Genomic DNA, 19,626 nt, shown 5'->3' on the forward strand with positions numbered 1-19,626 from the left:
TTTCCGCAAAGGCGTCAAACAGGGTTTCAATGTCCGATTCCAGCTTAGCATGTTCTTTGGATAAAGTGGCAATTTTTAATCCGTCCTGATCCTGGGACGCGTCAAGCAGTTCTTTGTTCACCCGGGCCATCTTGGTTTCCTTTGCCTCTATCTCATTTTCAAGTTTGCTGATTCTTTTATTTAAGGGTGTCAGCTGCTTAGACCTTTCGGCCACAATCTCTGACTTTTTCTTGCGCAGTTCTTTTTTGGCAAGCGGCGCGCTTTTTTTTTTCTTGACAGGAATCAGTTCTTCATCCTCCCATCCCTGTTTTTCAAGAAATTCCTGATAGGAACCTTCAAATATGTCAATGCCGCTGGACGTAAATATCACCAGGCGGTTAGCCAGGGCATACAAAAACATCTCATTATGGGTAACAAGAACCACGGCACCTTCAAACGCATTTAAGGCCGCCACAAAGGCATCACTGGCTTCAATGTCAAGATGGTTTGACGGCTCATCCAAAAGCAGAAGATTCAAAGGCCGGATCAGAAGTTTGCCCAGCATGACCCGGGCTTTTTCTCCGCCGGACAGCACACTGACCTTTTTCAGGGCCGCATCCTGTTCAAACATCATGGCACCGCAGATGTTTCTGGCGGCCTGGCGGTCCGTTTCAGGATAGGCATGTAAGATTTCTTCTTCCACAGTGAACTGGGGATTTAAGGTCTGGATATTGGTCTGCTCAAAATATCCGGTCTCTATTCCCGGATTGGGTTTCACCCATCCTGCATCCGGAGCCATATTCTGGCTGATCAGTTTAAGCAACGTGGTTTTTCCTTTGCCGTTTTTGCCGATCACGGCCACACGGTCACCGGGGTACACAGTCAAGGAAAAATTTTTAATCAAAGGGTTGTCTTTTTCGTACCCAAAACTCAAGTTTTCGGCAGTCAGCACCTGTTTGCCGGCAAAAGGCAGGTAGTTAAAGGAAAAATCCAGATTTTTAAGTTCTGCTAGTTTGTCTTTTGTTTCAAGCTTGGCCAACGTCTTGATCCTGGACTGCACCATGTTGGCCAGCCTTGCCTTGGCCCTGAACCGGGAGATGAACAGCTCAATCTCTTTTTTGCGCTTCCCCTCATTTACCCGGGTTTTTTCATATATCTCTTCATCCTGGGCCACCTGAAGATAATATTTGGCGGTGTCTCCGGGTATTTTTTTCATCTTGCGACGGTGAATCCCCACGACATGGGTGACCACATTATCCATGAATCCACGGTCATGGGTAACCAGAAGCATCTCCCTTGGCCAGGAGACAAGAAACCCTGTAATCCATCGGATAGATGTAATATCCAGATAGTTGGTGGGCTCGTCAAGGATTAAAAGATCCGGTTCGGACACCAATACCTTGGCAAGGTTTAAACGCACCTGAAAGCCACCGGAAAACGCCATGGGGTCCTTTTGCATATCCTGTTCGGAAAACCCCAGACCTGACAGGATTTTTTCAGCTTTCCAGAAATGGTCACGCTCATGATCAGGCAGGCCAAGCATGGCCTCTTCAAGAACCGTGGCTTTGCTGAATTTTATATGCTGGGAAAGCACGCCGATCCGATATCCGCTGGGTATAATAACGCGCCCTTCATCGGGGTGATCTAGGCCTGCGATTATATTTAAAAGCGTGGTTTTACCATGGCCGTTTCTTCCCACCAGGCCCACCCGTTCACCGGAATTGATCTGCATGCCGGTATTGTCAAGCAGTACCTGATCTGCGAATCCTTTAGTTATGGATTCTATATTCAGCATTTTTCCTTTGTCCTCCTGTTGCCCCTGCCAAGCGGCGATAAAGTTCCAACACACATCATTTTAAAAAACAGCAATATTATCATCGAAGCACTGATTTATAAACATTTTATTTGACTTGATTTTTACAAAGTTTTAATAGTAGGGGTTAACATTTGGCAGGCTTTTTATTAAAAAATCGAATACCGGCTGATTCCACGGCTTGAACAAGCTGAATATCAACATGTCTTTAACCATTGAGACTGAAACCATAAAAGCGGTGATTTAAAATGACCAAATACATCTATGAATTCGGCCCTAATAAAACAGAGGGGGATGCAAGTCAGAAAAATCTTTTGGGCGGGAAAGGCGCCAACCTTGCAGAAATGGCAAAGCTGAAACTGCCTGTTCCGCCTGGCTTCACCATATCAACGGAATGCTGCAATCATTATTTTGATTTAAACGGACGTTTTCCTGATACCCTTGAAGAAGAAATTCTCAACGCCCTGGCCAATATTGAATCCCAGGCAGGCATGGTTTTCGGTGACCCGGGAAATCCATTGCTGGTATCCTGCCGGTCAGGTGCAAGAAGCTCAATGCCTGGAATGATGGAGACCATATTAAATGTCGGCCTGTGTACGGCCACGATCCCGGGATTGATCAAAAAAACCAATAATGAATGGTTTGTTTATGATGCCTACCGCCGGCTGATCATGATGTATTCAGATGTGGTCATGGAAAAAGCAGAACAGCTCCGTCCCAAGGATGGCATGGGTATCCGCCTGAATCTTGAAATGATGATGAACAACCTGAAAAACGACAAGGGCTATAATAATGACACGGATATTTCAACCGAAGATTTAAAGGCCCTTTGCGAACGGTTTAAGAAAAAAATAAAGGAAGACTTAAAGGCCGATTTTCCCGATAACCCCAAAGATCAGCTCATGGGGGCCATCGGCGCTGTATTTAAAAGCTGGAACGGCAAACGGGCAGTATCCTACCGCCGCATTGAACATATCCCGGACACCTGGGGCACGGCCGTTAATGTCCAGACCATGGTTTTCGGTAATATGGGCGATACCTCTGCCACAGGCGTTGCCTTTACCAGGGATCCGGCCACAGGGGACAATAAATTCTATGGAGAATGGCTGGTCAATGCCCAGGGCGAGGATGTGGTGGCAGGCACCAGAACCCCCAATCCTTTGAACATCGACACCAAGAATTCCCAGAATAAACATCTGCCCTCCCTGGAAGAATCCATGCCCCAGCTTTACACGCAGTTGTTTGATATCAGAAATCTTTTAGAAGCCCATTACAAGGACATGCAGGACATTGAATTCACCATCCAGGAAGGCAGGCTTTACATGCTCCAGTGCCGGGTGGGTAAACGCACCGCGACAGCGGCCCTGAACATGGCCATGGACATGCTTGAAGAAGGCACCATTGATGAAAAAACCATGGTATGCCGCCTTGATCCTAAAATTCTGGATGACATGCTCCACCCCATTGTGGATCCGAATGCGGAAAAAACAGCGGTAAAAGTTGCAGAAGGTCTGCCTGCAGGGCCTGGCGGTGCATGGGGACAGATTGTGTTCACGGCCGAAGATGCGGTTCAATGGGCCAAGTCAGATAAAAATGTCATTTTAGTCCGTGAAGAGACCAATCCCGAAGATATTGAAGGTATGCGGGCGGCGGCGGCCGTTCTCACGGCAAGGGGCGGCATGACCTCCCATGCAGCCCTGGTGGCCAGGGGATGGGGCAAATGCTGTATTGTTGGTGCCGGAGCCCTTAAAATCAATGTTGAAACCAAAGAACTGCGTGTGGGAACCCGGGTGTTCAAGGAAGGAGATATCTTCACCCTTAACGGCACCAGGGGTATGGTATACCAAGGCCAGCTCAAAATGAAGGACGCATCGGAGAATGTCAGATTCAAAGCATTCATGAGCATTGCGGATAAATACCGGGCCATGCAGGTCCGCACCAATGCGGACACCCCGGCAGATGCCATGACAGCCCTTGATTTTGGCGCCCAGGGTATCGGGCTTTTCAGAACAGAACACATGTTCTATGGTGCGGATTCGGATAAAGCTCTTTTCCTTTTGCGCAAAATGATTTTAAGCAAGACCCATGAAGAGAGAGAAATCGCCCTTGAAGAATTGTTCCCCTTTGTCAAGGAGGAGATCAAGGCCACCCTGCAGGTCATGGACAATCTGCCCGTGACCATCCGCCTGCTGGATCCGCCCCTGCATGAATTTGTTCCCCAGTCACGGGAAAATCAACAGGAGATTGCCGATGCCCTGCACATTGACATCGAAGAGGTGTTCAAGCGTAGCGAGCAGCTTTTAGAATCCAACCCCATGATCGGGCACAGGGGTGTAAGACTTGGCATCACCTACCCTGAAATCTCCCATATGCAGGTAAAGGCCATATTTGAGGCCTGTGCAGAACTGATCAAAGCAGGTAAAAATCCCATGCCTGAAATCATGGTGCCCGTGACCTGCAACGAAAAAGAGCTGGCATTTGTCCGGGATATCGTTACCCAGTGCCATGATCAGGCTCTTAAAACCTATGAAATAGAAGCCCTGCCCTATCTGTACGGCACCATGATTGAAATCCCAAGAGCGGCATTGATTGCAGATAAAATGGCAGAATATGCACAGTTTTTCTCCTTTGGAACCAATGACTTAACCCAGATGACCTTTGGATTTTCAAGGGACGATATCGGCTCTTTCATGAACGACTACATTGACAATGCCATCCTTAGCTTTGATCCCTTTGAGACCCTGGACCAGGAAGCTGTGGGAGGCCTGGTTACAACGGCGGTGGAACGCGGGCGCAGGACCCGGCCTGAAATCAAGCTGGGCATCTGCGGAGAACATGGCGGGGACCCCGAATCCGTCATATTCTGCCATAAAGCAGGACTGAACTATGTATCGTGTTCACCCTACCGGGTACCCATTGCCCGGCTGGCTGCGGCCCAGGCTGCCATTATGTATTCTGACTGCCGATAGAAAAACGATTCTGGACACCACAAACCTGGTTACACCAAGTAACCAGGTTTGTTCTTCAAACAATCTCGTGTAACCAATTCAATTTAAATTCCCCAGTGCCCGAGAATCTCAGTTGATTTTAATTCTCAATAATGAGGAAAGGAGACTTCATCTCCAAACAGGAGATATGCTTTTTTTCAAATTTTGCAAATGTTTCATGCTTCGTTGTGTCCGCTAGGACATGGGGTTATATGAAAATACAATTAATTAACAAGAAATTTTTCACATAATTGCGCATTTTAAGGATTTAGGATTCGGTAAAAGATTGATATGACCGCAATGAATGGTATATGATGATAGATTCGGTTCCGCCCCGGGGTGTACGAATTTAACGTTCTGATTGCCCGACCGTTGCGACCTAACAAAAGATATGGAGGTTACCGCGTTGTACTCAAAAATTGTAATTTTAGATTTCCCCCCCCAATCGGCCCAAAGGCCCATTGTCTGCCAGCTGGTCAAAAAATATGACCTGATGTTTAATATCCTAAAGGCTCGAATATCTTCAAGAAGTGAGGGGCATATGGTGCTTGAAATTTCATCTGCCGGGAGATCTGCGTTTAACAAGGGGATCACGTATTTAAAAGAACAGGGGGTCAGTGTATCCACCCCCGAACATAAAATTTACAAGGACGAAGAGATATGCACACATTGCGGCGCATGTACGGCTGTCTGTCCCACGGGTGCCCTGTACATCAAACGACCTGAAATGGAAGTGATATTTGACCGGGAAAAATGCAGCCTGTGTGAGCGCTGTCTTCTGACCTGCCCCACCCGGGCCATGGGTCTGTTCAGTGAGGATTTAAAAGAAACCGTCTGATGTCTGATTCACCGGTTGTAGCCGTGGCCCTGAGCGGCGGAATAGACTCCCTGGCAGCAGGATTTCTTATCAAACAGCGGTTTAAAAAGGTTTTCGGCATTCATTTCACCACCGGATATGAAAAGGGTATGCAGGACGTATCTGTCCTGGCATCTGTTTTAGGGTTTCCCGTGCACACCATAGACTTATCTAAGGACTTTCAAACCAGGGTGGTTGATTATTTTGTGTCAACCTACATGGCCGGAAAAACACCTAATCCATGCCTTGTCTGCAACATGCAGATAAAATTCAAAGCATTGTTTGACCATGCATTGAAGCTTGGGGCGGATCTGATGGCAACCGGCCATTATGCAACGGTGGTCAACAGGTACACCTCTGGCAGGGAAGAGATTGGACAGGCATGGCTTGAAAGGGGTTTTGACCTCAATAAAGACCAGTCCTATTTTCTATCCATGCTTTCCCATGACATTTTAGACAGATTGGTGTTTCCCTTGGCCGGTCTTACCAAAAGCCAGGTTCGGAAATTTGCAGGGATTCACAACCTTATACCGGTTGTGCCGGTTGAAAGCCAGGACATCTGCTTTTTGCCGGATAAAAATCACGGGGCGTTCATTAGCGCCAAAGCCAAAATTTCCCCCAGACCCGGACCGGTAGTTGACAGCCAGAGCAGGATCGTGGGCGATCATCAGGGGCTTCACAAATTTACTGTTGGCCAGCGCAGGGGTATCAATATTCCGGGTCCTGCACCCTATTATGTAAAAAAAATTGATATGAACACCAATACCCTCCATGTGTGCTTTAAATCAGATCTATCCCAAAAACAGATGAAAGTTGAACAGATGATCTGGAATTACCCTGAAAAAAACGAAATCAGGAATCTGACCGTTCAGATCCGGTATGGGCACAAAGCAGCTCCTGCCGGACTTGACTGGGAGCAAGCACGTGGCATTGTAACATTTGACACGCCCCAAAATGCCGTAACGCCCGGGCAGGCAGCAGTATTTTATCACGGAAACCGTGTAATAGGTGCAGGTTTGATTGCTCAATAATCCAATGACGAAAAAAACATTTTATATTGAAAGCCTTGGCTGTAAAGTCAATCAATATGAATCAGACGGCATTGCCGCCCAGCTTGAAGCCCATGGATTTTCAAGGGCGGGTAAGGGCCACCCCGCTGATATCTGTATTGTCAACACCTGTGCAGTAACCGCCAAGGCCGGCATGCAGTCCCGCCAGGAAACCAGAAAACTGATCCGTGAGCATCCCGGTGCAACAGTGATTGTCACTGGGTGTCATGCACAGACAGATCCGGAACAGTTCAAAAAAATTTGCGGGGTGGATCTTATTGCCTGCCACCAGGATAAAAATCTGATCCCCGCATATCTCACCCGGGAACCGCCTGAAAAAAATTTGTTTGAATTCAGAAAACCTGAATGCAGCAAAAGAGCCCGCTTTGTGGAATTTGCAGAATCTGACCGGTCCGTATCCGGTAAAATGACCCGGGCCTATCTGAAAATCCAGGACGGGTGCAATCAGTTCTGCACCTATTGCATTATCCCCTATGCCAGGGGGACATCCGTATCCATGCCTTTTGACCGGGTCATGACCCATGTTTCAGGCTTAAACAGGCAGGGATTCAAAGAGGTAATTCTTACAGGCATTCACACAGGGCTGTATGGCCTTGATTTAAAGCCTGAAACCTCGTTGACACAGCTTGTGAAAACCCTTGATGAAAACCGTCCGGTGGACCAGATAAGGATCTCCTCCATTGAGCCCAACGAAATAACGGCTGATCTCATTCATATGGCGCGTCCCGGCCATATTTTATGCGATCATTTCCACATCCCTCTCCAGTCAGGAGACAATGGGGTGCTATCCCGTATGAAGCGGCCTTACACCATTGAACAGTTTTCAGACATCATTCTTAGCATCCATGATACCCTGCCCCATGCCGGTATTGGCCTTGATGTGATCATGGGCTTTCCCGGTGAAACCGGCAAGGCGTTTGAAAACACATACAGGCTTGTGGCGACGCTGCCCGTATCCTACCTTCATGTATTCCCCTATTCACCAAGAAAAGGGACCCCTGCATGGCACTTCACCCCAAAGGTGCCGTCGGATACGGCAAAAAAAAGAGCTGCGCTGATGCGCGAGCTTGGCGAGCAGAAACATGCTGCCTTTATCAAGTCAAACCAGGGTCGGATACTGAAGGGGCTGATCCAGAATCAAAGGGACCGGCGCACAGGGATGCTTAAGGCGGTTACCACCAACTACCTGACCATCCTTATTAAAAATGAAACAGATGCCGATGGCAATCCGGACAGCCTTAAAGGAAAAATCGTTAATATTAAATATGATCAATGCGGCAGGGGCAACTGCCTTCTTGGCCGGATAGTATAAAATACTCAATGCTTAAACTTATGACAGAGACCTTGTTGTGTGGGCCGGATAAAAATCAAAATCCTCTGTGTTTTCTGATGTGCTCGTAAGCGTTTTGGATTTCGGTGAATTTATCCGTGGCAAACTTAACAAATTCACCGGGCAGTCCCTTGGCCTGGATTTTATCCGGGTGATACTCCTGGACCAGGGTCCGGTATTTCTTTTTTATCTCCTCATTGCTCGTATTTTCATCGCATTGAAGGACAGCATAATAGGGATCAGATTTTTTCACATACCTGGATTTAAACCGGTTATAATCTGACTGGGAAAATCTGAAAATCCGTGAAGCTGACAACAGCATCTGTTCCTCGATATCAGAGACATTGCCGTCAGCCGAAGAGACCCTGAGCAGCACATCCATCATCAACTCAATGATATTGGCCTGGTATTTAAACACCGAATAAAATTGCCGGGCAAAGGCCTCAAAGGTCTGGGAAGAGGTCACGGCATTTCTGAAAATATCTTTGGCAGTCTCACGGCTTGCTTCATCAAGTTGAAGGTCATTAACCATAAAGCGTTCCACTGCTTTTATCTCCTCTTCACTGATCCGGCCGTCTGCTTTGCTGATTTTAGCCAGCATGGAAAAGGCAGCAGTAAAGAAAACAAGCTGGGCCTCTTCGTTGGAAGACAGACCCGGCCGCTTGCTGCCCGGAATGGAACGTAAATATTCATCCTCTCTTCTGTCCACAAAAGCGTGGCCGAATGCAGCCCCTGCCACAGCACCCAGAGGACCGCCCAGGGCCAGTCCTATGGTGCCGCCTATCATTTTTCCAAGCCAACTCATACAAAAACCTTTAAATTTTCCTGCATCATTTTTCTTGCACTATTTAGGTTTATTCTTGCCACAAAATTAAATATTATATATAAACACTTAAGTCCCCATCGTCAAATATTAACGGGAAAAAGCAAAGCGTGCTGATTAAAAACATCGTGGGAACAATTCTCATCCTTCTGAATATGGCTGGCCTGGGGTACCTGTTTTTTATTGGAATTACAGGATTTTTTAAAGATCACGACAAGGATGAACAAGAGGAATTCAACACTGTTGCAAGAACCGGAATCACTGCAGGCCACAATGCGAGACAACCTGTTGTGATTGACGAAAACAGCATTCCTGATGAAGATGATCTGCTAAAGGATATGGACCTTTCCGATCTTGACAACCTTGATCTGGACGATTTTGAATAACCACATGGGCCGGGAGCCCACAATAAACAATGAAACTAAAGACACCAACATGTAGGGCTAAATGGGCGCCCCAGGCGCTTATCCCTCTTGTTTCCTGTATCTTGTTTCTAGTTCCTTGTATCTTGTCCCCCGGCTGTGCTTCCCAAAATACGGATACCGGACCACCGGTGTACTATCAATCCGACACAAAACAAAGGGCCCGGTCACCCATCGCCTTTGTCAGTGATACAGTGCTCATGGCCAGGATAAAATCCAAATTCATGTCCGATGACATGGTGAATGATACGGGTATCCACGTAAAGGTTCTCCATGGGGTAGTCTATCTGGATGGCTGGGTAGCCGATACATACCAGCACCGCATGGCCCAGGATCTGGTCAAAAGTATTGACGGCGTGGTCCGTGTGGTAAGCCGACTGCAAATCGAAAACCCAGGCACTGTATTTGTAAATCCGGACATCAGGTGACTTGTTTTCCGGGCCAGTGTTTTTTCTTTTTCACCTTGTCTTTGACAGGGGCGCATCTGGTTTCAATGGTGCCGGGGCCAAGGATGGTTTCAATCTCCTGAAAAAAGCCGGGACAGGCATCGGACTTATACTCATCTGATAACTTGACCATCACATCGGGATGTTCCGAATCAATGTGAATGTTGAACAAGGATACACAATTGCCAGGATACCGTTCGATCACGGGTTTGAGCTGATCAAACACATCAGGTCCATGAAGCTGCGCATCCACCTGCATGACAATACCGGCAGCCCAAAGGGTTTCGGCCTGGGTTGCAGGCACAATTTCTTCACCCACCAGCTTGACCGCATTCTCTTTTTTCTGGACTTGCGCCTCAACAATGACAACCTGCTCCTGGGACAAAAACGTATGGGTCATGGCATAAAGATCTGGAAATACAATCAGTTCCACGGTTGAATACTGGTCCTCAATGTTACAGAAGGCCATCAAGTCCCCTTTTTTGGTCGTGTGAATTTTCTGGACCTTCAGGTTCCCGCCGATGCGGACCATCTTTTCATTTTCAACATCTTGAAGGGTAACCGTGTTAACACTGGCAAATTTGCGTATGATATCCGCGTAATCATCCATGGGGTGTCCGGTGATGTAAAACCCCAACGCTTCTTTTTCCAGCTCCAGCAAAACCTTGCCTTCCCACTCGTCCATGTCAGGCATTTTCGGAATACTGGAGGGAAGGCAAATACCTACACCTGAATCGGCAAACAGATCCATCTGGGCATCGGCCTTTTCCTTCTGGATTCTGGATCCATGGTCCAGGGCATCCTCAAGCACGGCCATCATCTGGGCGCGTTTGTTCCCGGTGGAGTCAAACGCCCCGCATTTAATCAGGCCTTCAAGCACTTTTTTATTGGCCTTGCTCAGGTTCACCCGTTCGCAGAAATTATAAAGGCTGGTATACACTCCATCCTTTTCACAGTTTTCCACAATAGATTCAATGGCAGCCTCTCCCACACCTTTAATGGCAGCAAGGCCAAAACGGATACACTCATTATCCACATTGAAAAAAGCGTCGCTCTGGTTGACATCCGGGGGCAGTACCTTGATGTTATGGGCTTTGCATTCATCCATGTATTTGAGCACCGCATCGGAGTTGCTGCGTTCGGACGTCATCAGGGCCGCGATGAATTCGACGGGGAAATGGGCTTTAAGAAATGCTGTCTGAAAGGCAATCAGGGCGTAGGCGGCTGAATGGGACTTGTTAAAACCATAGCCGCCGAATTTCTCCATGAGGTTAAAAAGCTCTTCAGCCTTCTGGGGATCATGGCCGTTTTCCCGGGCCCCCTTCATAAAAAGGGTCCGGTGCTCCTCCATCATGGCGGCAATCTTTTTTCCCATGGCCTTTCGAAGCCCGTCTGCCTGGGCCATACTGTAATTGGCAATGACCCCGGCTATCTTCATGACCTGCTCCTGGTACAGGATGACCCCGTAGGTCTCTTCAAGCACAGGCTCCAATTCGGGAAACAGATATACCACAGGTTCCCGGCCATGCTTTCGTTCCACATAGTTATCCGCCATACCCGAATCCAAAGGGCCTGGCCGGTAAAGGGCCACAAGGGCCACAATATCTGAAAAACTGGCCGGTTTCAGCCGGGAGATCAGCTCCTTCATACCCGAACTTTCAAGCTGGAATACCCCGGTGGTATCGGAATTCTGCAAAAGTTCAAAGGTCTTTTGATCTGAATAATCAAGGTGAAGCAGATCCGGCGCGGTCTTGCCCTGTTTTTCGATCAAGGCAAGACAGTTTTTAATAACGGTCAGGTTGCGAAGCCCAAGGAAATCAAATTTTACCAGACCCTGTTTTTCAGTGTAGTTCATGTCAAACTGGGTTATGGTTTCACCGTCTTTTCCCTTGAACAGCGGCAGATATTCGCACAGTGGTTTGTCGGAAACCACAACCCCTGCGGCATGGGTGGATGCATGCCGGGGCAAGCCTTCGAGCAGCATGGCAACGTCCAGCATCTGGGCTTTGACGTCGGTTTCGTTGCATTTATCCCGGATGGTCGGCACCTCTTCCAATGCCTTTTTTAAATTTTTGGCCGTGTCAGGTATCATTTTGGCGACTTCATCCACTTCGGAAAGGGGAACGCCCAAGGCCCTTCCCACATCCCGGATCACAGCCTTGGCTTTGAGCTTTCCAAAGGTGATGATCTGACACACATATTCGGGTCCGCCGTAACGCTGAACCGTATAATCATAAACATGTTCCCTACCCTCAATGCAGAAATCCACGTCAATATCAGGCATAGAGATACGGGCCGGGTTTAAAAACCGTTCAAAAATCAGCCCATGCTCAATGGGATCAAGGGCTGTAATCCCCATGGCATAGGCCACCATGGAACCGGCCGCAGACCCCCTCCCCGGCCCCACCGGCACCCCGATTTTCCGTGCATGACTGATAAAGTCGGCCACAATGAGAAAATAGCCGGGAAAGCCCATTTTAAGAATAATGTCAATCTCGTACTTAATCCGGTCCCTGTAGACCTGTTCATCAATGTCGGGACGCTTTTCCTTGATTCTGGCAAGGCGTTCTTCAAACCCTGACATGGCAAGCTTTTTAAACAGTTCGTCCTCGGACAGTCCATCGCCAAGGTCATACCGGGGAAAATGATAGGTCTTCTTGCCGAAATCAACCTGGCACATATCTGCGATCAGCTTTGTATTGGCAATGGCACCGGGAAAATGGCCAAGGGAATCGGCCATCTCCTGTCCGGATTTAAAATATAGCTGGTCCGAATCAAATTTAAACCGGTCGGCATTGTCAAAGGTATCGCCGGTCTGGATGCATAAAAGGATTTCATGGGCTTTGGCATCGCCATTGGACAGGTAATGGCAGTCATTAGTGGCCACCATGGGAATGGAAAGACGCTTGCTCATGTCAAGCAGGCCGTTATTTAAACGGCGCTGGATATTCATTCCGTTTTCCTGAACTTCAAGGAAAAAATTCCCCTCTCCCAGGGTATCAAGATAAAATCGTGCCAAATCATCTGCTTTTGCCTGGTCCCCTGCCAGAATGGCCTGGGGAATATCCCCTTTCAGGCAGGCGGAAAGCCCCACAAGGCCCTTGGCATATTCGGCCAGCAGTGCTTTGTCGATTCTGGGCTTAAAATAAAAGCCCTTGAGCTGGGCCACGGACACCAGTTTGCAAAGGTTGGTGTATCCCTCCCTGTCCTTGGCTAAAAGCACCAGATGGCTTAACCCTTTTCGATCCAGCTGGGTCCTGTCATTTAAGGTTCTGGGCGCGACATAGACTTCGCAGCCTATTATGGGTTTAATGCCTGCTTTGTGGGCTTTTTCATAAAACTCAGCCACACCGAACATGGTGCCGTGGTCTGTAATTGACACGGCATCCATGCCATATTCCGTACATCTTTTCATCAGGTCGTTTAGCCGGATGGCCCCGTCAAGCAGGGAGTACTCGGTGTGAAGATGCAGATGATAAAACGGTATATCCTGATTATCGATCTGATTACCAGTCATGGGCATTTAATTGCTTTCCACTCTGTAGTTGGGTGCTTCCTTGGTGATGACAACGTCATGGACATGGCTTTCCTTTAATCCGGCCGCAGTGATCCGGACAAATTTTGCCTTCTGGTGCAGGTCGCTAATGGTAGCGGCCCCAAGATATCCCATGCCGGCCTTAAGCCCGCCAATCATCTGGACAATATTCTCGCGGATGGTTCCCCGGTAGGGAATCCGGCCCACAATGCCCTCTGGAACCAATTCTTCATTTTTACCGGTATCTTTCTGATAATATCTGTCGGAACTGCCCTTTTTCATGGCTTCCACAGACCCCATGCCGCGGTAGGCTTTATATGAGCGGCCCTGGTAGATGACGATTTCGCCGGGGCTTTCTTTGGTGCCGGCCAGAAGGCTGCCCAGCATAACGGAATGGGCACCGGCCCCCAGGGCTTTGGAGACATCTCCGGAAAATTTGATCCCGCCGTCGGCAATCAGGGGAACGCCGGTTTTTTTTGAGATATCGGCACAGTTCATCACAGCAGTGAGCTGGGGCACACCAACACCTGCAACAATACGGGTGGTGCATATGGAACCCGGACCAATACCGATTTTAACGGCATCAACACCTGCGTCAATCAACGCTTTTGCCCCGGCCTCGGTGGCCACATTGCCGGCAATGAGCTGGCAGGCGGGAAACGCCGCCTTGATACGTTGAATCGCACTGATCACATTTTGGGAATGGCCATGGGAGGTATCAATGACCAGGGCATCGGCTCCGGCAGCCAGAAGGGCTTCCACCCGCTCCATCATATCGGAACCCACACCAATGGCGGCACCGGCTCTCAGGCGTCCCAAAGAATCTTTGCAGGCATTGGGATATTTTCTTATCTTTTCAATATCCTTGATGGTGATCAGTCCTTTTAGTTTACCCTGGGGATCCACCACCAAAAGTTTTTCAATCCTGTGTTTATGCAACATGCTTTTAGATTCTTCCAGGGTGCATTTTTCAGGCACTGTCACCAGGTTTTCACTGGTCATCACTTCCCTGGCCGGTTTCTCCAGCTGGGTTTCAAAACGAAGATCCCTGTTGGTCACAATGCCAACCAGCTTATCGTCTTCCACAACAGGGATACCTGAAATCCGGTATTTGGCCATGATTCCCAGCACATCGGAAATGGTGGCATCGGGATGAACTGTCACAGGGTCAACAATCATGCCGCTTTCACTTTTTTTAACCCGGTCCACTTCAACCACCTGCTCGGCAATACTCAAGTTTCTGTGGATAAATCCCAGGCCTCCGGCCCGGGCCATGCTGATGGCGGTATCCGATTCGGTCACCGTATCCATGGCCGCACTGACAATGGGAATGCTGAGTTCAAGTTCCTTGGTCAGACGGGTGCGCGTGGACACCTGGTCAGGCAGGATGGCTGAATAATCGGGAAGCAGGAGCACATCATCAAAAGAGAGCCCTTGCTCTGGTAATATATTGGACATAATGAGAATCCTCCAGAAAGGAAAGGTGTTTATTTATACTTTAAAGGCCAGCCGTCACGTTAAAAAGGTGAAAGGGCTGGCCAATAATGATTAAAAGTACAGTATATAAACATGCCCTTTTACCAAAATTATGAACCTTTTACAAGGTCATTCCCCGGGAAATACACGGTGATTTCATTCTAACCGCCAAACAACTGATTTTAGGCCCTTTGGTCTGTTAAATTAAAAAATGAAAAGTTTAGAAAGCTCCCCGGATTATAGTTCCAGAATATCCAGTATCACAGGAATGGCAGGGGGAATCCGGGAACTGCCGGAAAAACAGTTAGCAAGCATGGTTTTATGGTTTCCTTTCACAAGGGTGACAGGCACATTAAAAGGAACGGAGGAATTTATGGAAACAAGACCGTCTCCGATCAAAAGGCCTGCCTTGCCCAGCACTGACAGAAAATAATTTTTTTCTGATAACAGTAAACCTTCAAGGGTCTGGTTACCGGTCATCTGAAATTGCTCAGGCATGTTCACCGGAAAAGGAAAGATATGTCCTGCGATCATATGACAATGTACGTCTCCAGGATAAGGCAGACTGTTCAGATGTCTCATAAACTCGGATTGCGGCAGCAGATCAATGCCGGCAGCTCCGGTTCCGTCAATAAACCCAGAAAGCCTGTGCCACCGGTGATCAGAGGCAAGCAGGCATTGTTCCCGTATCTCCATGAAAAGCCTGAATCTTGAAAGGAACGCCCCGTGGTTCGGGGTTCCAACCATGATCAAATCACTGATTTCAGGGACCTTGGTCCTGGCCCTGGCCCCGGCATAATCAATGACGGGATCAACCAGCATATGCCTTGCCACAAGTCCGCCCATGCTGTGTCCCACAAGCACAACAGGGCCTGCAAGGGATAAGGATGACAAATTATTGAATAACAGTCGTGATGAGGCATCAATCCTCTGATCATCCGGGTAGAAGAAAAACAGCACCAGATACCCTTTCCGGTGAAGGGCCAACGCAAGCGGTTCAAAGATCAAGCCGGGTTCATCAAGACCGTGAATAAGAATAATACTGCCGGATTCCACAACACCAGTACATTTTTGCATGGGTTTTTCAGACCCGTTAAAACAAAACAGCCCGTACTGATCACATGCCCTGTCCCAGGCGTCGGGAAACAGCAGTTTGACCATCTCATATGCACAATTTCTGGCCTGCCACTCCTGTTTTAAAAAAAAAGTCCGGCCTGTCTGGTACACAAGCGTGACCCCAAGCAGAACAAAAAAAAGGCGTGTTAATTTCTTTTTAAAGTTTACAGATTTCAAGTCACAAGTAACCTTATCAATTTTATTTAATCTAATGATTAAATCTAATTTATTTGTTTCATTACTAATTATCTGATATAGCACCGTGAGGCAAATTCGATAAATTCAATCATAGGACTATATCAGATATGGGCTATATGGGCTATATGAGCATTTGCAAGGATTAAGAGATGGGAAAAAAAATTGGCGTAGTAACAGGGGGAGGAGACTGTCCCGGACTGAATGCAGTGATCCGGGCCATTGTAAAAGCCGGTGACATACAGGGGTTTACGACCATAGGCATCCGGGGCGGTTTTGACGGGCTTTTAACACCGGTTCAGGCAGACCCGCTCACCATCCAGGATATGGACGGGCTTCTTATTCGCGGCGGCACCATTCTGGGCACTGCAAATTCCGGCAGATTTTCATCAAAAACCGGCCAGGGTGAAACCCGAAAAATCCCAGAGGATCTTATGGCCCAGGTACGGCAGAATTCAGAAGCCTTAGACCTGAAAGCGCTTGTGGTCATCGGCGGGGACGGCACCCTGACCACAGCCCTGCAGATGCATGAATCAGGGCTGCCTGTCATCGGTGTACCCAAGACCATTGACAATGACCTGGATGCCACCCAGCAGACCTTTGGATTTGACACGGCCGTGGCCTGCGCCGTGGATGCCCTTGACCGGCTGCATTCAACTGCCCAGAGCCATAACCGGGTCATGGTGCTTGAGGTCATGGGCCGGTACGCCGGCTGGATCGCCGTCTATGCCGGGCTTGCCGGGGGCGCAGATGTTATTCTGATTCCTGAAATAAAATTTAACATGACAGCCATTGAAAAAAAAATCAGGTCCCGGGAAGCCACAGGAAAATTATTCACCATTGTCATTGTGGCTGAGGGCGCAAAACTTGACGACACCATGGTGGTGTCCGACAATGACAAAACAGACAGGGAAGTCCGTTTTGGCGGCATTGGTTATGCAATTGCCGAAGAAATTCAGGAAAAGACCGGCAAAGAGAGCCGGTGCGTGGTGCTTGGCCATCTCCAGCGCGGGGGCCAGCCCACCCACTGGGACAGGCAGTTATGCACCCGGTTCGGGGTTCAGGCGGTGCATATGGCAGCCAAAGAAAATTTTGGTAAGATGGTCGCACTCAAGCCCAGCGGAATGATGGGAAGTGTAGATTTAAAAGATGCCGTAAACAGAATACGCAGCGTTGATCCTGACGGGGAGCTGATCATGACGGCCAGAACCCTTGGCATCTGCTTTGGCGATTAAAATCGGATATTCCGCGTTATAGGAGGCAACCCATGTTATATAATGTTAATCCCCATACACCCCAGGCGCGAATCATATCCATGGCTGTGGCCAGTCTCAAGAAAGGCGGTATCATTGCCTATCCCACAGACACTTTTTACGGTATCGGCTGCGATATCATGAATAAAAAAGCCATTGAACAAATATACCTGATCAAGCAGCGGGATAAAACCAAGCCTTTCAGCTTCATCTGTCCGGACCTGAAAGATATCGCCCTGTATGCCAAGGTATCCAATATGGCCTACCGCCACATGAAACGTTTGCTGCCGGGTCCTTATACCTTTATTCTCCCCGGATCAAAAATGGTGCCCAGGATTATGCTGACCAAAAGAAAAACCGCTGGCATCAGGGTCCCGGCCAATCAGATCGCCATAAGCCTTGCCCGGGAACTGGGAAATCCCATTATTTCAACCTCGGCCACGGATCCAGACGGAGACGTGTTTGAAGATGCATCCCTGCTCCATGATTATTTCGATGCAAGGCTGCACATGGTCCTGGATGGCGGCCCTGTGCCCAACACCCCATCTTCCGTGATTTCCCTGGTTGAGGATGAACCCGAGGTGATCAGGTATGGTGCAGGGGAGGTTGAGATTTTTGAGTAGACTTAATTAAAAAAATATCTGAACTGTTCGGAAAGCCTGGCACCAAGGTTAACATCCTGGAACAGGATTTCAGCCAGTTTTTTGAACAGTGTCATTTTATCCTCTTTGGGATAAACCGGGGTCAGCTCTCCTTCAATGCCGGCCTTCTGTCCGGCCCACTGAACCGCATCATCCATGTTGCCGATACGATCAACAAGGTTGAGTTTCATGGCGGTCTGCCCGGTGTAAACCCTGCCGTCAGCCAGTTTGGCCATAACACCGGTCTCCATATTCCTGGCAGCAGCCGCATCGGACACGAACTGGGCGTGGAGTTCATCCACAAGATTTTGAAACAGCTGTTTTTCACTGCTTTTAAGTTCCCGCATGGGGGACCCCATGTCCTTATATTCACCGCTTTTTATGATCACAGGGGCGATCCCGATCTTTTTAGCGATCTGTTCAAGATTGGCATACTCCATGATTACGCCGACGGATCCTGTGATGGTACCGGAATTTGCGACAATACCCTGGGCTGCACATGCGATATAATATCCCCCGGATGCTGCAACAGAACCCATGGAAGCGATCACGGTTTTTGCAGCGCGGGTCTTCATCAGTTCCCGGTAGATTTCCTGGGAAGGCCCGATTCCGCCTCCGGGACTGTCAATCCTTAAAACAATCGCCTTAATGGCATCATCATCCCTGAACGCCTTAAGATCCAGAATAATTTTCTTTGAAGAGACAATAGGCCCTGTCACCTCAACCACGCCGATATTGCCAGGAGAGGAAGAGATGACACCGCTGATCTCATTATTGACGATAAAGGCTCCCAGAACGGCGATACCGGACACGGCAACCAGGCCAAAGGTAAAACAGGCACAGATAACACAAAGAAAAAACAAAAAAGGATGGCGTCTTGCAAACATGCGGGTTTATTCCTTAATTTTATAATTGGAAACTATAAAGGCCGGATGTCCTGTAGAGGATCAGTCCGGCCTTGAAAACTTAAAAAATCCAATCCTGATGCCTGTCAGACAGGCATTACTCGTTTTCTTTTTTCTCCGCTTCCAGTTTTTCCTGGATGTTGTTTCTCAGCATCTCTCCAAATGCGGATGCAGCAGGTTTGGAACTTTTTGCAATTTCTTCAAGGTATCTGCTGTCATCATCATCTTCGTTCAGACGCTTGATGGACAGGCCGATCCGTCTTTCATCGGAATTAATATTCATTACCTTGGCAGTAATGGTTTCGCCGATCTGGTAATGCTCTTTGGGGCTCTTGATGTTTTCCTTGCTGATTTCAGATACATGAACCAGCCCTTCAATGCCTTCTTCAAGCTCTACAAACACGCCGAAATCGGTGAGATTGGTGATGACACCGGAAATTTCCTTGCCCACGTCATAACGTTCGGCAACTGTTTCCCAGGGATCCACCTGGGTCTGCTTGATACCCAGGGAGAATCTTTCATTGGCTTTGTCAATATCAAGTACAACCGCCTGGATGGTATCGTTTTTCTTGTAAATTTCAGAAGGATGTTTGATCCGTTTGGTCCATGAAATATCAGAGATGTGAACCAGGCCGTCAATGTCATCATCAATACCGATAAAAAGACCGAATTCGGTAATGTTTTTGATTTTTCCTTCAATGATGGTGCCCACGGGATATTTCTGGGAAATGACTTCCCAGGGATTCTCAACGGTCTGTTTGATACCCAGAGAAATCCTG

General features: G+C 48.2%; 15 protein-coding genes. 8 read left to right on the top strand and 7 right to left on the bottom strand.

The features are described 5' to 3' along the window. The coding region (locus tag AB7U36_RS05095; protein WP_428158713.1) for an ABC-F family ATP-binding cassette domain-containing protein at positions 1-1,774 on the bottom strand (1,774 nt) is incomplete at its 3' end. Positions 1,775-2,040: 266 nt separating this feature from the next. Between AB7U36_RS05095 and ppdK the strand changes: the two genes are divergently transcribed. The 4 genes from ppdK (at position 2,041) to mtaB (ending at position 8,017) form a co-directional block, all read left to right on the top strand. Continuing rightward, positions 2,041-4,761 (top strand): pyruvate, phosphate dikinase, encoded by a 2,721-nt coding sequence (ppdK, locus tag AB7U36_RS05100; protein WP_428158714.1) that lies wholly within the window; start codon positions 2,041-2,043, stop codon positions 4,759-4,761. A 424-nt stretch (positions 4,762-5,185) separates the two neighbouring features. Next, entirely contained in the window at positions 5,186-5,617 is a 432-nt protein-coding gene (locus tag AB7U36_RS05105; RefSeq protein ID WP_428158727.1) for an NIL domain-containing protein, read from the top strand. Further along, the gene (mnmA, locus tag AB7U36_RS05110; protein ID WP_428158715.1) at positions 5,617-6,666 is read left to right on the top strand and encodes a tRNA 2-thiouridine(34) synthase MnmA; all 1,050 of its coding nucleotides are present in this window, start codon (positions 5,617-5,619) and stop codon (positions 6,664-6,666) included. Before AB7U36_RS05105 ends, mnmA begins: the two co-directional genes overlap by 1 nt. Positions 6,667-6,670: 4 nt before the next feature. Next, positions 6,671-8,017, top strand: coding sequence for a tRNA (N(6)-L-threonylcarbamoyladenosine(37)-C(2))-methylthiotransferase MtaB (gene mtaB, locus AB7U36_RS05115; RefSeq protein WP_428158716.1), 1,347 nt, complete (start codon positions 6,671-6,673; stop codon positions 8,015-8,017). Between the two features lie 55 nt (positions 8,018-8,072). Here the strand turns inward: mtaB and djlA are convergent, their stop codons facing one another. Beyond that, positions 8,073-8,840 carry a co-chaperone DjlA gene (gene djlA / locus AB7U36_RS05120; RefSeq protein WP_428158717.1) on the bottom strand — a complete coding sequence of 256 codons (768 nt, stop codon included), beginning with the start codon at positions 8,838-8,840 and terminating at the stop codon, positions 8,073-8,075. 128 nt (positions 8,841-8,968) lie between these two features. On the opposite strand from djlA, the gene AB7U36_RS05125 reads away from it, so the two are divergent. Next, the gene (locus AB7U36_RS05125) at positions 8,969-9,244 is read left to right on the top strand and encodes a hypothetical protein (protein ID WP_428158718.1); all 276 of its coding nucleotides are present in this window, start codon (positions 8,969-8,971) and stop codon (positions 9,242-9,244) included. A gap of 167 nt (positions 9,245-9,411) precedes the next feature. Further along, positions 9,412-9,708, top strand: a complete 297-nt coding sequence (locus AB7U36_RS05130) for a BON domain-containing protein (protein ID WP_428158719.1) — start codon at positions 9,412-9,414, stop codon at positions 9,706-9,708. On the opposite strand, the gene dnaE is transcribed toward AB7U36_RS05130, so the two are convergent. From dnaE to AB7U36_RS05145, 3 genes are all read right to left on the bottom strand, one after another. Continuing rightward, complete coding sequence (dnaE, locus tag AB7U36_RS05135; protein ID WP_428158720.1) at positions 9,701-13,243, bottom strand: DNA polymerase III subunit alpha; 3,543 nt, start codon at positions 13,241-13,243, stop codon at positions 9,701-9,703. The genes AB7U36_RS05130 and dnaE overlap by 8 nt on opposite strands. Before the next feature lie 6 nt (positions 13,244-13,249). Continuing rightward, on the bottom strand, positions 13,250-14,719 hold the full coding sequence (gene guaB, locus AB7U36_RS05140; RefSeq protein WP_428158721.1) for an IMP dehydrogenase: 1,470 nt from the start codon (positions 14,717-14,719) through the stop codon (positions 13,250-13,252). Between the two features lie 255 nt (positions 14,720-14,974). Further along, positions 14,975-16,030, bottom strand: a complete 1,056-nt coding sequence (locus AB7U36_RS05145) for an esterase/lipase family protein (RefSeq protein ID WP_428158722.1) — start codon at positions 16,028-16,030, stop codon at positions 14,975-14,977. A gap of 170 nt (positions 16,031-16,200) precedes the next feature. Here AB7U36_RS05145 and AB7U36_RS05150 point away from each other — a divergent pair, with 170 nt between their 5' ends. Then, complete coding sequence (locus tag AB7U36_RS05150; RefSeq protein WP_428158723.1) at positions 16,201-17,283, top strand: 6-phosphofructokinase; 1,083 nt, start codon at positions 16,201-16,203, stop codon at positions 17,281-17,283. Between the two features lie 32 nt (positions 17,284-17,315). Then, positions 17,316-17,924: an L-threonylcarbamoyladenylate synthase gene (locus tag AB7U36_RS05155; RefSeq protein ID WP_428158724.1), complete on the top strand. Its 609-nt coding sequence runs from the start codon at positions 17,316-17,318 to the stop codon at positions 17,922-17,924. A 2-nt stretch (positions 17,925-17,926) separates the two neighbouring features. Here AB7U36_RS05155 and sppA read toward each other — a convergent pair whose 3' ends face one another. Together sppA and AB7U36_RS05165 are read right to left on the bottom strand one after the other, a co-directional pair. After that, a complete protein-coding gene (sppA, locus tag AB7U36_RS05160) occupies positions 17,927-18,829 on the bottom strand; it encodes a signal peptide peptidase SppA (protein WP_428158725.1) in 903 nt (300 codons plus the stop codon). A 115-nt stretch (positions 18,830-18,944) separates the two neighbouring features. Further along, the coding region (locus AB7U36_RS05165; protein ID WP_428158726.1) for a S1 RNA-binding domain-containing protein at positions 18,945-19,626 on the bottom strand (682 nt) is incomplete at its 5' end.

Source organism: Desulfobacter sp. (assembly GCF_050177295.1).

Coding starts and splice junctions, on each gene's coding strand:
- djlA (WP_428158717.1), bottom strand. CDS start 8,840: ATGAGTTGGCTTGGAAAAATGATAGGCGGCACCATAGGACTGGCCCTG.
- mtaB (WP_428158716.1), top strand. CDS start 6,671: ATGACGAAAAAAACATTTTATATTGAAAGCCTTGGCTGTAAAGTCAAT.
- dnaE (WP_428158720.1), bottom strand. CDS start 13,243: ATGACTGGTAATCAGATCGATAATCAGGATATACCGTTTTATCATCTG.
- ppdK (WP_428158714.1), top strand. CDS start 2,041: ATGACCAAATACATCTATGAATTCGGCCCTAATAAAACAGAGGGGGAT.
- AB7U36_RS05155 (WP_428158724.1), top strand. CDS start 17,316: ATGTTATATAATGTTAATCCCCATACACCCCAGGCGCGAATCATATCC.
- mnmA (WP_428158715.1), top strand. CDS start 5,617: ATGTCTGATTCACCGGTTGTAGCCGTGGCCCTGAGCGGCGGAATAGAC.
- guaB (WP_428158721.1), bottom strand. CDS start 14,719: ATGTCCAATATATTACCAGAGCAAGGGCTCTCTTTTGATGATGTGCTC.
- AB7U36_RS05150 (WP_428158723.1), top strand. CDS start 16,201: ATGGGAAAAAAAATTGGCGTAGTAACAGGGGGAGGAGACTGTCCCGGA.
- sppA (WP_428158725.1), bottom strand. CDS start 18,829: ATGTTTGCAAGACGCCATCCTTTTTTGTTTTTTCTTTGTGTTATCTGT.